Genomic DNA, 13,645 nt, shown 5'->3' with positions numbered 1-13,645 from the left:
CTGATTTGGTGTGTTGGACAAAGTTCAGACGGCCTTAGATATGTATTGAGGCCGTCTGAAATGATTAAATGGTTGGTTCTGTTGTAGATTTCATACTGTCGCTTAATACAAAATCAGCACATCAATTTGGTTGAGGAAGGGCTGCCGGATGTTCTTCTTCGGCCACGCTTTCCAAAACCAGATTGCGTTGTTCTTGCGCTTTTTGCGGTTGGTCGGTTTCATCAAACACGCGCGCTAGGACTAAATGTGCGGATACGCTTGGTTGCAGGGCGATGCTGGCTTCGAGGTAGCCTTGGGCTTTGCCCCAAAGTTTACGGCCGTAGGCCAGTTGGCCAAGATACATTAACAGCGGTGCATTGTCGGGTTGTTCCTGCAACCAAGAATCTGCCAAGTCGATGGCTTTTTGTTGCTCGCGCTCGCTTAGGAAACGCACGGATTCGACAAATGCCTCCAAAAGCTCGGGCTGGCGGGTTTGCGGATAATAGGTTTTAACCCATTTGACTGCATCGGCATACAAACCCAAACGCTCGTATTTTTCGGCAATCGCGACACACAATTCGCCTGATTTCAAGCTTTCAGGAATGTGTTTCAAACAAGCTTTCAGGCTGCCTGCATCGGTTGCTTCGCTTAAGAGGCGGCGATATGCCCAATTTTGATACTGTTCGGCTTCATAATCGTTGATGGCGCCGGCTTTGACCAGTTTTTCCGCTTTTGCCAAGACATCTGGAGCATCGCCATGATCAAAGGCATAACGTAATTGCAGGCGGACTAGGCGGCTTAAGTTGCTATTGATTTTTGCTGCGGCTTCAAGGTTTTGTGCGGCAGTCGGATAATCGCGGCGGCTCAGTGCAGATTCGGCCAGCAAAAGATGACGGGAAAGCTGCTGTTTTTGTGGCAGCTGTTCGATTTCGTGCAGATAGCGGTCGCGCAATTCGAAGTTTTCCATTTGGTCGGCCGCGTGCGCGCCCAACATCAAAGCCAGGGTACGGTTGTCGCCTGCTTCTTTATTTTGCAAGACTTTGGCGGCTTCTTGCTCAGCTTTTTCAAAACGGCCTTCAAAATATGCCAAACCTGCGCTGTTCAAAGAGGCAGAAGCCTGACGACCTTTGCGGGCAATACCGAAGCGTTGCATACGCGCCGGAATGTTCAAGAGGCCGAACACGAATTTAATCAGGAAATACAAGACGAATACGCTCAACAGCAGGCCTAAAACAAAGGCATGCAGATTGATACGCAGCATGGTTTGCTCAACCACGACGTACACGTTGCCGGTATAAATGCCGGAAGCCAACGCTAAACCAACGGCGGCGGCAAACAGAATGACAATCCAAACGACGGTTTTCATGCTTGCTCTCCTTTAATTTTGGCAGCAGGCTTGGTTTGGTTTTGTGGTTTGGCAGCTTCGGCGGCCGGTTCTTTTTTGTTTTCAGACGGCAATGCAGGTGCTTCCAAAGACTGAGGAGCGGAAGCGGCAGCCGGTGCGGCAGTTGTGGCTTGCTCGGTGGTTGCAGCCGGAGCGGAAACGGTTTTCTCGGTAGCTTGGGTTTGTGCAGCTTCTTCGGTCGTCATTTGTGTACGCGAACCTTCTTGATAAGCGCGAACGGCGCTCAAGCTGGCTTTCAGGCTGTCATCTGAAATCATGCGGACATCAAGGGCTTTGAGTTCGGCCAACTCTTTCAGCCATGACTGGGTAGCAGGGGATTTGCTGTCGAAGTATTGCTTCACAGTTGCTTCAACGTTGTTCAAATCGCTTTGATACACTTCGCCGTTGTGTTGCAACAGGGCAATGCGCGCATCCAAAAGGCGCAGGCGCAGGTTTTCACGGATGAAGTAGGTTTGATCGGGTGAAATCAACATGGCGTCGTTGCTGTCCAGATGACGGACTTCAACCAAGCCTTTGAGGGCATTGAGGGATTTTTCCCATGTGTTTTCCCACCAAGTGCCTGAATTAGCGGCTTCGACAGGTGCGGCACCCGGTTTTAATACGCCGTCCAAGACTAAAGGCAGTCCGGAAATACCGGTTTCCAAACGGTCGATACGCAAGGCAGTAACGGAAATATCGACATAAGGACGGTTTTTCAGCGCGGCCAAATCATTGCTGATGGCTTGCTTGATGGGGATAAGCTCAGGCTGTTCAAAACGGCTTAAGCGGCTGTCGATGTGTTCCAATACGCTGACCGCGCCTTGAAGGTTGCCTGACAGCATCAATTGTTGCGAAGCAGTGTTCAACATCGATTCGGCTTCGTCGACCAGCCAGTTGATACGGCCTTTGAGCAGCTCTTGATAAGCTTTCTGAGTTTGTAGAATTTGATCGCTATTGTTTTTTTGACCGTTGTTCAGGCTGTCTAACTCGGCCTGAATAGCGGTTTGGCGGTTGAGGTTGTCTTTTAAAAGGCTGGCGTTTTCAGATTCGCCTAACGCAGCTTTGTCGATTTTTTGGTTGAATTCGAGCTCTTGGTTTTTTAAAACATTTTGACCCTGTACAAACAGGAATCCGCTCGCGCCTAGGCCAAGCAGTGCCAAGACGATCGCACCTGCGGCCAAGGCTTTGCCGCCAGATTGTTTGATGATAACAGGGGCGTTGTTTTGTGGGAGATTGTTGGACTCGGGCATGCTCGCCTCCACTTGCTGAGGTTGGGTAGGTTTGATTTGTTCAGACGGCCTGGTGTTTTCAGAACGTTCAGGCGCCGTAGTTGCCGTATTGGCAACTTGTTGGGTATCTTTATTGTCTTCGACTGGGTTCACTGCTTGGCTCCTTTGTGGTATGGATGAAAGTGCAGCGGATAAAGAAGTGACGGTTTCAACATGTTTGGCACCGACGATGCGAAGCGCATCGGCAATGCGCGGATGGTGGGTAAAGTATAGCAAGGATTCGAAGAATCGGGAAAATTGCGGCGGAATCTGATGGAAAAATTCGCGCGCGAGCTCGCCAGATGTAACGTAGGCGGCGGCGATGTCTTCAGTTTTAAAGTCCTGCCAATCGATGACGTGTGGCCGTCTGAAATAGATTTCGGCGATGTCGATTTGGAAACACAGTTCGGTCAGTTTGTCTGCTAGAAAATCACGGCCGCCATGACCCCGAATGATTAAAACTCGGGCATTGGGTGGCAGGTTTTTCCAAATAGGCATTCTCAAGACGGCTTCGCTGTCGTTGCCATCTTCGGGAGAGAATACGGGATAGGGGGAGAATTGCGCCAAAGTATGTTGGCTGGTTTGGCCGACGGTAATGTGTACTTTAGGGCCGTCTGAAAAGGTCAGATACGGTACTGCAGTTTCAATAGTGGTCGGGCTGACCCAAAACACCACATCGGCTTGCTTGAATTGTTCGGGAAGTTTGTTTAGTGCCGAACGGTCTGCCTCTATTTCAATCGGACTCAATACCTGAGCCTGCCAACCGGCTGCATGGCAGGTTTGGATATCTTGCTGTGGACGGTTGGACGGACGGATGATGAGTAGAGTAGGCATAATGTAGGATAAATTATTAAGGTTTAGGCCGTCTGAAAGAAGGGTTTCAGACGGCCTGTTGCTGACGTACGTTATTGATCGACGAATGCGCGCTCAATCAGGTAGTCACCGCGAACGCCGGTTTTCGGAGAAACGGTCAGGCCGAATTCGTCCAAGACGCTGCAGGTGTCTTTCAACATGGCAGGGCTGCCGCACAGCATGGCGCGGTCGTCTTGCGGATTGATTTTAGGCAGGCCGATGTCTTCGAAGAGTTTGCCGCTGCGCATCAAATCGGTCAGACGGCCTTGATGTACATATTCTTCGCGTGAAACGATTGGGTAGTAAATCAGTTTTTCTTTAACCAAGTCGCCCAAGTATTCGTGTTCGGGCAATTCTTTGGTGAAGCGGTCGTAGTATGCCAAGTCTTTTTTGTAGCGTACGCCGTGAATCAAGATGATTTTTTCGAATTGCTCGTAAATTTCAGGGTCTTTGGTAATGCTCAAGAAAGGGGCGATGCCGGTACCGGTGCTCAAGAGGTAGAGGTGTTTGCCCGGATTCAGGTCGCCGGCAACCAATGTACCGGTCGGTTTTTTACTGATAAGGACATCGTCGCCGACTTTAAGGTGTTGTAGGCGGCTGGTCAATGGGCCGTCTTGTACTTTGATACTGAAAAATTCCAGATGCTCTTCCCAGTTGGCGGAAGCCACGCTGTATGCGCGCATCAGTGGTTTGCCGTCTACCATCAGGCCGACCATGACGAATTGGCCGTTTTCAAAGCGCAAAGATTCGTCACGGGTGCAGGTGAAAGTGAAGTAAGCGTCGGTCCAGTGGTGTACGGACAAGACTTTCTGGGTGTTGAATGCTGCCATTGATATTTCCTGTCGGATAAGGCCGTCTGAAAAGGATAGGTCGGGGCGGCCAAGGTTAATAAAAAGAATGGAATATGGTGTTCAGCTACTTGCTTGCCGGTTTGGCTGATTTTTCGCTGAGGCTGTGCAGGTCGGAATAGCGTCCACCTGCGTTGATCAATTCATGATGAGTGCCTTGTTCGACGACATTGCCTTCGTGCATGACAACGATGTTGTCGGCTTTTTCGATGGTCGAAAGTCGGTGGGCAATCACCAATGTGGTACGGTTTTGCATCAGGTTTTCCAATGCAGTTTGTACCAAACGTTCGGATTCATTATCCAATGCACTGGTGGCTTCGTCCAAAATCAAAATCGGCGCATTTTTCAAAAGCGCACGCGCAATGGCGAGGCGTTGACGTTGGCCGCCGGACAGTTTTAAACCGTTTTCGCCAACTTCAGTGTGCAAGCCTTGTGGCATTTTTTGGATAAATTCCCAAGCATTCGCGGCTTTTGCAGCATTGATAATTTCTTCTTCACTGAATTTGTCAGCTTGAGCATAGGCAATGTTTTCAGCAATCGTACCATTAAACAGGACAACGTTTTGGCCGACGAATGCCATACGGCTGCGCAAGCTTTCGAGTGTATATTCATTGATGTTGACGCCGCCAATCAAAACCTTACCTTCATCCGGATTAAGGAAGCGCGGCAACATATTGGCCAAGGTGGTTTTGCCGCAGCCTGATGCGCCAACCAATGCGGTAACTTTGCCTTGCGGTACAAGCAGGTTGATGTGGTTTAAGCTGTTGCGTTCGGCTTCAGGATAGCGGTGTACAACATCGCAAAATTCGATATCGCCAGGGTTTCGGCTGAGGATCTGTTTGCCTTCGTTGCTTTCTTCGGGTTGATCCAAAAAGGTAAAGACACTTTCTGCCGCCGCCAAACCGCGTTGCAGTGACTGCATCACGCCGGTCATGCGTTTGATGGGGTCAAACATCATGATCATGCTGGACAAAAACGACATAAAATCGCCTGCGCTAAAGCCGGAAAGTCCGGCTTGGCGTGCGGCTGCGTAAATAATCGCAGCCAGTGCAACCGAAGCCATTAATTGCGTAATGCCGGTACCGGCAGAGCTGGCGGAAACCTGTTTGAGCAGGTTGCGGCGCACATCGTCGGCAATACGGTTGAAGCGGCGGTTTTCATAATCTTGACCGCCGTAGATTTTTACAACGCGTTCACCGTTGATGCTTTCGCCCAAGACCTGCATCAGCTGGCCAAGATAAATTTGGTTGTTGGCAGACAGTTTGCGCAGGCGTTTGCTGACTGTTTGGATACATACAGCAACAACCGGCAAGATGATAAAAGTAATCAGGGTCAAACGCCAGTTCAGATAAGTCAGCAAGCCCAATAGGCCGACTACGCTCACGCCGTCTTTGGCAATCACGGTAATGACGTTAAACCCTGCATCGGTAATTTGATTGACGTCGTTCAAGATACGAGACATCAAACGGCCGCCGGTATTGCTGCTGAAATACGAAGTCGGCAGGTGCATCATTTTGTTGAACATTTCACCGCGCAAGCGCTGCACCAAGTGGCTGGACAGATACGTCGTGCAATATTCGTTGATGAAGTTGAACAGGCCGCGAATGAAAAACAGCGCCACAATTGCCAGCGGCAACCATGACATGCTTTTCATGTTTTTATCGACAAAACCTTCATTAATCAAAGGTTTGAGCAAGTAACCGAAAGCCGGCATCGTACCGGCGACAATCAGCATGGCCACTACGGAGACGATAAACATCTTCCAATAGCTTTTTAAATATCCAAGCAAACGCTTGTACAGCTCCCAGTTGGATGTGGCTTGTGTTGTCTGCATATCAATCCAGATTTAGAGCAAACATGCAATTCTAAACGAAAATATCTGTCATTACAATGTTTGCAATTGAAAGTCAAAAGGAGTTGGTATTGTTTTAACGCCTTGATTTTATAATGAGAACGACAGTGATGCGGTTGGATTGGCAATAACGTTGTCCACTTCTCAAGCATCAGTCACGGCCGTCTGAAAAAAGTTTCAGACGGCCTCTTCAGTCGTCAAAGACAACCTGTTAAGCCAAAGCTTCCTTAATGATGTCTTTTACTGTCGTTGCGTTATTAGGGACAACACGGACCCGTTGCGGCAGGTTTTCCAAGCCTTCCAATGCGGCAGGGCGGGGAATGGAAACTTCGCCGACAGCCTCATGGATGGTGGCTTCAAATTTGGCAGCCAGTGCGGTTTCGAGGCAGACGATGGTTTCGCCGGCTTCGCGAACTTCACGCGCTACTTTGACGCCATCAGCAGTATGAGGATCAATCAATTCACGGTCTTGTTCGTAAACCTGTTTGATGGTGGCAAGGCGATTGGCATGGGTTGATTTGCCGGAAACAAAGCCATATTGTTGATGTACTTTGTTTAACACAAATTCCAAATTGAAACCTTTGCCGGAGCCTACTTCAGCCCATAAGGTTTTGATTTCATCTGCATCGCGGTCCATCAGGTCAAACACAAAACGCTCGAAGTTGGAGGCTTTGGAAATATCCATGGACGGGCTGGATGTGACGTGGGTGTGTTCGCTGTTGCGCGGGCGGTATGCGCCGGTTTTGAAAAATTCGTCCAATACATCGTTTTCATTGGTGGCAACAATCAAGCGATGGATAGGCAGGCCCATTTGACGGGCGATATGGCCGGCGCAGACATTGCCAAAGTTGCCGCTTGGTACACAGAAGCTGACTTTTTCGTCATTGCTCGAAGTGGCATTGAAATAACCGGCAAAGTAGTACACGACTTGGGCGACGATACGGCCCCAGTTAATAGAGTTGACTGTGCCGATGTGGTATTTGGCTTTGAATTCGGCATCGTTTTGTACGGCTTTGACGATGTCTTGGCAGTCGTCAAACATACCTTCAACAGCGATGTTGTGGATGTTGGCATCTTGCAGGCTGAACATTTGCGCGCGTTGGAATGCGCTCATTTTGCCTTCCGGCGACAGCATGAAGACGTTGACCCCTTTTTTACCGCGCAGGGCATATTCGGCGGCAGAGCCGGTGTCGCCGCTGGTGGCACCTAAGATATTGAGTTCTTTGCCTTCTTTGTTCAATACATATTCAAACGCATTGCCCAAGAATTGCATGGCCATGTCTTTGAATGCCAAAGTCGGGCCGTTGGAGAGGGCTTGGATTTTGATGCCGTCTGAAAGTGTACGCACCGGAGTAATGGCTTTGGTACCGAATACTTCTTCGGTGTAGGTGCGGTTGATGATGTCGCGTAAATCATCAGCAGGGATGTCGGTGGCAAACAGGCTCATGACTTCAAACGCCAGCTCAGGATAGCTGAGTGTGCGCCATTGGTCTAAGGTAGCACGGTCGATCTGAGGGTATTGCTCAGGCAGCATCAAACCGCCGTCAGGAGCCAAACCCATCAATAAAACTTCGCTGAATTGCTTGCGTGCGGTTGCACCGCGGGTGCTGATATATTTCATGATTTCTTCTCTATAAAAACAAAAATATTGCCGGTCAAAACAGAAAATCCGCCTGCGAACCATCCTGCAAGCTGCCCTATCTCGACCTTAATCCACTATAAACTTTCAGACAACCCCGATACACAGAGGTCGTCTGAAAAACATTATCTATACAGACGCTTGAAACAAGCATTGACGGTTTTCACCGTTACCGACGCAATCGCCCGATCGCGCGAAGAAGGATTCAAAACATCCATCAACTCTTGCGCGGACACCTGATTCGGCGCCTCCTCGCTCGCGCAGCCGCAGATTTTATCTTCCCACTCGCGCTGTTTGTCCGCACTCATCGTCAGCGCGACCAAACGCCACTCATTGCGCTTGTTCAACTCCGAACGGCATTGATGATCGACCGCCATTTTCACCACGCTGCCGCCAATCCCCGTACCGCCGCCCAAACCGCCGAACGCCGAATCAGAATCATAAGCGCAACCGCCTAACAACACCGCCACAGAAGCAACGGCAACAATCTTTTTTATATTCATAGCCATCTCTTGCCGCAAGGTCGTCTGAAACGCCCCGCAAAGTCTTTAAACAAACGCGTATTATACCGTAAGCAGTGTGAGATGGGGGATTGGGGAAAGTCGGGTATAATCCGTTTTTTTGGGAAAATAGAGGATTGATCAATGGCTAACTCAAACGAAAACACGCAAAACCCTAAAGAGAATCAAGAGAAAACGGCTGACAAAGGCATTCAAGAGCACTCAGAGCATACCGCTGAAAATAAACAGCCTGAATCAGAAGAAAATGCCGCAAAAAACGATGAGGCTGCAAAACAGGCAGAAATGAAACAAGCTGATACGGTTGTGCAACCAAAAGAGCAAATAAAACTGACTGACGTTTTGGAAGTCACCAGCAAAATATTAGGTATTTCGGCAATATTTGGAATATTTATTGGTGGAATTACTATATATTCTTATCTTCTTAATATAGGTCAATTAAGCATTTTCCCTGATGTAATAGCGAGTGCAGCAAATTTATTAACAATATCTATTTCTTTTGGAATAATTTTCCTTATATTTTATGTATTGCTTTACTTTATATTTTGTTTAGCAAATTCGGAAGGTATTAAAAATATTCCATTATTTAAACTAGATGGAATTTTTATTATCATTTTACTTTATGTAATAATATATCTAATTTCAATATTCTTAGATATAATATCTTTTTCATTTTCGAACTTCGTAGTTTTCTGTTTTGTTGCGTTTGTATTTAGTCTTATAGCTTATTTATCTAGTAAAATATTTAAAAAAAATTTTTTTATTGTATATCTCCCTATTAACGCATTTATCATTCTTATCCTTATGTTTCATAGCGAAAAAGCAAAAGTTTTATACCCTATACATTATGTTGAGTTTCACTCAGATTCCTCATGGTATTTACTGCACAACAACTTCCAACAAAACAACGGCTCTCAAGAAGCCAACGGCATTGATAAAAATGACTTACTCAAATTAAAACAAAAATTCAAATGTTCTATTCTTTCAGAAAAAGAAAAAGCAGAAAAAGGAATTACCTGTTCTCCAGAAACACGCAATAATGCCCTATTCGGCTATATGGCTTGGAATTTAGGCGATACTAAAGTTTTCTGTCCGCCAACTGTTTACAACATCATAAGAAACGAAGAAGAAAAGGAAAAATTAGGTAAGGAATGTATCGTCATCAGCGGAAAAGCCTTGCAAATCATGCCGGAAAGTTATATCAGTACCAATACTGATGGCATTGACGACGGTAATCCTGAGAATACCGCTCATGACGATCCTGCAATTGATATTAATACGGACGTTAGATTTAAAAATGACCTTAATGCTCAATCCAATGCCGGCTTGAATAATTACAATATCCGACCTGTCCTGCCGATACAATCCAATGCAAAAAATATGTCAATCCAGATTAATTACGGCAGCTGTAATCATGATTCGCCAAAAAACAAGGATGGTCATCCTGATATAGGATACACAGACAAAAAAATCTGCCAGTAAGTTATGGAAAATCCATGCCGTCATTCCTGCGCAGGCGGGAATCCATCTTTGACGAAAAGCAAAGCCATAAAAATCAATCAACTGAAATTCACAAACGGATTCCCGCCTACGCGGGAATGACGGTTGTGATGTATCCTGTCTTTATTGTTCCCTTTGCCATCCGTCTGTTTTCAGACGACCTGCTATAATCCACGTCGTCTGAAAATCCTCTTTCACGGAAACCGCCATGTCCGACCTCTTTACCCGCCAACCCGATGCGCCGCTTGCCGAACGCCTGCGCCCGCATACGCTTGATGATGTTATCGGGCAGCAGCATTTAATCGGCGAAGGCAAGCCGCTGCGCGTGGCGGTGGAAGGTGGGAAGCCGCATTCTATGTTGCTGTGGGGGCCGCCGGGCGTGGGCAAGACGACGTTGGCGCGGATTTTGGCGCAGAGTTTCAATGCCCAGTTTCTGCCTGTTTCCGCCGTGTTTTCCGGCGTGAAGGACATACGCGAAGCAATCGATAAAGCCGAAATTGCTTTGCAGCAGGGACGCGCGACGATTTTGTTTGTCGATGAGGTCCACCGCTTCAACAAGGCGCAGCAGGACGCGTTTTTGCCGCATGTCGAAAGCGGTTTGCTGACCTTTATCGGCGCGACGACGGAAAATCCGTCGTTTGAAGTCAATCCCGCGCTGTTGAGCCGCGCGCAGGTGTATGTTTTACAATCCTTGTCTTCAGACGACCTCAAGAAACTGATTGCCAAAGTGTTGGCGTTGCCCGAATACCGGGATTTTACGATTGAAGCCGATGCGCAAGAGCTGCTCGTCAATACCGCCGACGGCGATGCGCGCAGATTGTTGAACTTATTGGAACAACTTTTACGCGCCGCCGATACACGTCGTCTGAAAAACTTAACCGCCGAATTCCTTGCTGATAGTTTGGGTGCGCAAATCCGCCGTTTTGATAAGGGTGGCGAGAGTTTCTACAATCAGATTTCCGCGCTGCACAAATCCGTGCGCGGTTCGCATCCCAATGCGGCATTGTATTGGTTTTGCCGTATGCTCGACGGCGGCACCGACCCGCGCTATCTCGCCCGCCGCATTGTCCGCATGGCATGGGAAGACATCGGCTTGGCCGATCCGCGTGCTTTAACGATTGCCAATGATGCCGCCACTACTTATGAGCGCTTAGGCTCGCCGGAAGGGGAGCTTGCTTTGGCGCAAGCCGTGCTTTACCTTGCCGCCGCCGCAAAATCCAACGCGGGCTACAAGGCATACAACCAAATGCGCCGCTTCGTCAAAGAAAACGCCAGCGACGAAGTGCCTGTCCACCTGCGCAACGCCCCGACCAAGTTGATGAAAGAATTGGGTTACGGACGCGAATACCGCTACGCCCATGATGAGCCTAACGCCTACGCCGCCGGCGAAAGCTATATGCCCGACGGCTTGGACGAACCAGACTTCTACCAACCCGTTCCACGCGGATTGGAAATCAAAATCGGCGAAAAGCTGAAATGGTTGAAATCCTTGGATGAAGAAGCGTTGGATGATTAAAACAATAAATGTGTCTCAAGTTTCAGACGGCCTTTGGTTATTTTGAGCCTAATAGATGGTTTAATATTGGCATTATATCTTTAATTTCGCTATAATTTTGTCATCCTATTTTCTTGCCGAATAATCGAATACATAAAAAATCGCGGCTGCTGAACCCGATTTCCGAAACAAAATTAGAAAGCAGATAATGGACAATTTAGATCAAAGTCGTAGCCGTGCATGGCGACGACATCAAGAGCAACGCCCCAGTCATCGTGTACATGGCAAAAATCCTTTGAAATATAAACCTGAAAAAAAGTGGGATTTGATATATCTCCGCAGCAATAAAATCAAACGTGCACAAAAACTGGGTTTTATTTATCCGTTCAGACAGCATGAATTTGATGCTGAATGGTTTGACTAACTCAAAAGATACATTTTCGATTCAATCGAGATGGTTTTCACAAGGCGGATACTTTCCGCCTTTTTTAATTTTTATGAATGCACTTTTTATTTGTAGTCGTAACCAATGGCGCAGTCCTACCGCTGAAACCGTATTTCGACGTTATCCAAATGTACAGGCACGTTCTGCAGGGACCAGCCCCAATGCGCGGCATACTGTTTCCATAGATGATATTGCATGGGCGGATAAGATTTTCGTAATGGAACAAAAACATAAGAGCCGTCTGCTGGCACAGTTTCCCCGTGCTTTGCAATATAAGGAAATGATTGTTTTAGATATTCCTGATGATTACAGATACATGGATGAAGAGTTGATAGAAATATTGAAGGAAAGTGTCGTGCCTTATCTGTCTAGATAATGAGGTTTTCCTCAAGATTATCTGAAAAAAATATGACTTACTTCTAAGTAAAATTTATTCCAAAACATCATTTACTTCACGCATCACTGACAAATAAAACGCAAATCTAAAATCAAATTGAATTTTTCAGATGGCCTTTGCTGTTTGAATATTTTTAACCTATACCATACACACACTTTTTCATGAATATTTTTGAAGCCTTACTATTATTGTGCCTGCTGATTGTCATTAGCGCGTTTGTGTCCTGTTCCGAACTAGCGCTTGCTTCGGCACGCAAAATCAAATTGCAGGTCATGGCGAAAGACGGCGGCGATACGCGCGCGCTTGACGTAATCAATATGCAGCAGCAGCCAGGCAGTTTTATTACTGTCGTCCAAATCGGTTTGAACGCCGTCGCCATTCTTGCCGGTATCGTTGGCGAGGCGGCAATACGTCCTTATTTTGGCAAACTATTGGAGAATGCAGGCAGTTGGGGCAGCACAGTTGCCTCTTTGCTGACTTTCTCGCTGGTTACAGGCAGCTTTATTTTAATTGCCGACCTGATGCCCAAGCGTATGGCAATGACCCATCCCGAAGCGGTGGCGGTACGCATTGTCCGTCCGATGATGTTTTTGATTTTTATCTTAAAGCCCCTTGTCTGGGTTTTTGACGGATTGGCAAACGCAATATTCAAACTCTTCAAAATCTCAACCGTCCGTCAGGAGCAGCTGACTTCGGAAGATATTTATGCCGTTGTTGATGCAGGCGCGCAGGCTGGTGTATTGAAAGAACAAGAACACTATCTGATTGAAAACATTTTCGATATGCAGGAGCGCACGGTCACTTCCACCATGAGCACGCGTGAATACATCGCCTATTTCGATAAACACGATGATAGCGATACCGTGTTGGAAATGATGTCGGACAAACCGCACAATAAATTCCTCGTATGTGACGGCGATTTGGAACGCGTTATCGGCTATATCGAATCGCATACGCTGCTGACCTTGTTTTTAAAAGAAAAAGATGTCCGTCTGACCGACAAGCGCGTGTTGCGCAAAGCCTTGTTTATCCCCGACACGCTGTCGCTTTATGATGTATTGGAGACCTTCAAGACTTCCGGTGAAGACTTTGCTGTAGTGGTGAACGAATACGCGCTGGTGGTCGGCGTGGTAACGCTGAAAGATGTGATGAGCATTGTGATGGGCGAGCTGGTCAATACCGAAGAAGAGCCGCAAATCATCCGCCGTACCGAAGATACATGGTTGGTGGACGGTGCCACGCCGCTTACCGATGTTATGCGCGCATTGGATATTGAAGAGTTTCCCAATTCGGAAAACTACGAAACTATCGCCGGCTTTATGATGTATTCCCTGCGCAAAATCCCGAAGCGTACGGATTTTCTGGTTTATGCCGGTTATAAGTTTGAAATCATCGATACCGAAAATTTGAAAATCGACCAACTTTTGGTTTCCAAACAAGGAAATATAGTGGGGAAAATATAACAAGT

The 13,645-nt window shown here is 47.3% G+C and carries 12 protein-coding genes and 1 pseudogene; 6 read left to right on the top strand and 7 right to left on the bottom strand.

Going from position 1 to position 13,645, the window contains the following annotated elements:
* Positions 1-121: 121 nt before the first annotated feature.
* The 7 genes and pseudogenes from HMPREF3047_RS10415 to HMPREF3047_RS10390 form a co-directional block, all read right to left on the bottom strand.
* A complete protein-coding gene (locus tag HMPREF3047_RS10415) occupies positions 122-1,345 on the bottom strand; it encodes a heme biosynthesis protein HemY (protein ID WP_070714050.1) in 1,224 nt (407 codons plus the stop codon).
* Entirely contained in the window at positions 1,342-2,613 is a 1,272-nt protein-coding gene (locus HMPREF3047_RS11635) for a uroporphyrinogen-III C-methyltransferase (RefSeq protein WP_283127048.1), read from the bottom strand. The genes HMPREF3047_RS10415 and HMPREF3047_RS11635 overlap by 4 nt, the downstream gene beginning before the upstream one ends.
* A 150-nt stretch (positions 2,614-2,763) precedes the next feature.
* A pseudogene (locus HMPREF3047_RS11630) lies at positions 2,764-3,465 on the bottom strand (uroporphyrinogen-III synthase); the annotation flags it as partial.
* A gap of 71 nt (positions 3,466-3,536) precedes the next feature.
* Positions 3,537-4,313, bottom strand: a complete 777-nt coding sequence (locus tag HMPREF3047_RS10405; protein ID WP_070714043.1) for a ferredoxin--NADP reductase — start codon at positions 4,311-4,313, stop codon at positions 3,537-3,539.
* An 85-nt stretch (positions 4,314-4,398) separates the two neighbouring features.
* Positions 4,399-6,165, bottom strand: coding sequence for a lipid A export permease/ATP-binding protein MsbA (msbA, locus tag HMPREF3047_RS10400; RefSeq protein ID WP_070714041.1), 1,767 nt, complete (start codon positions 6,163-6,165; stop codon positions 4,399-4,401).
* Between the two features lie 229 nt (positions 6,166-6,394).
* Positions 6,395-7,804, bottom strand: coding sequence for a threonine synthase (gene thrC / locus HMPREF3047_RS10395; protein WP_070585634.1), 1,410 nt, complete (start codon positions 7,802-7,804; stop codon positions 6,395-6,397).
* Between the two features lie 143 nt (positions 7,805-7,947).
* Complete coding sequence (locus HMPREF3047_RS10390) at positions 7,948-8,325, bottom strand: hypothetical protein (protein WP_070585636.1); 378 nt, start codon at positions 8,323-8,325, stop codon at positions 7,948-7,950.
* 141 nt (positions 8,326-8,466) lie between these two features.
* Between HMPREF3047_RS10390 and HMPREF3047_RS10385 the strand changes: the two genes are divergently transcribed.
* From HMPREF3047_RS10385 to HMPREF3047_RS10365, 6 genes are all read left to right on the top strand, one after another.
* A complete protein-coding gene (locus HMPREF3047_RS10385; protein ID WP_070714036.1) occupies positions 8,467-9,822 on the top strand; it encodes a hypothetical protein in 1,356 nt (451 codons plus the stop codon).
* 14 nt (positions 9,823-9,836) lie between these two features.
* Positions 9,837-10,010 (top strand): hypothetical protein, encoded by a 174-nt coding sequence (locus HMPREF3047_RS11450; protein ID WP_168165910.1) that lies wholly within the window; start codon positions 9,837-9,839, stop codon positions 10,008-10,010.
* A gap of 38 nt (positions 10,011-10,048) precedes the next feature.
* Entirely contained in the window at positions 10,049-11,356 is a 1,308-nt protein-coding gene (locus HMPREF3047_RS10380; protein ID WP_070714033.1) for a replication-associated recombination protein A, read from the top strand.
* Between the two features lie 187 nt (positions 11,357-11,543).
* Positions 11,544-11,759 (top strand): hypothetical protein, encoded by a 216-nt coding sequence (locus tag HMPREF3047_RS10375; protein ID WP_003679777.1) that lies wholly within the window; start codon positions 11,544-11,546, stop codon positions 11,757-11,759.
* A complete protein-coding gene (locus tag HMPREF3047_RS10370; RefSeq protein WP_283127046.1) occupies positions 11,740-12,156 on the top strand; it encodes a low molecular weight protein tyrosine phosphatase family protein in 417 nt (138 codons plus the stop codon). The genes HMPREF3047_RS10375 and HMPREF3047_RS10370 overlap by 20 nt, the downstream gene beginning before the upstream one ends.
* A 182-nt stretch (positions 12,157-12,338) precedes the next feature.
* Positions 12,339-13,640, top strand: coding sequence for a polyamine export protein PaeA (locus HMPREF3047_RS10365; protein ID WP_070646004.1), 1,302 nt, complete (start codon positions 12,339-12,341; stop codon positions 13,638-13,640).
* The last annotated feature ends 5 nt before the right edge of the window (positions 13,641-13,645 follow it).

Origin of the sequence: Neisseria sp. HMSC075C10, assembly GCF_001815615.1 — a bacterium.
GTDB classification, from domain to species: domain Bacteria; phylum Pseudomonadota; class Gammaproteobacteria; order Burkholderiales; family Neisseriaceae; genus Neisseria; species Neisseria subflava_A.
Note: the sequence above shows the minus strand (reverse complement) of the source record. Positions and strands in the feature narration are given on the sequence as shown.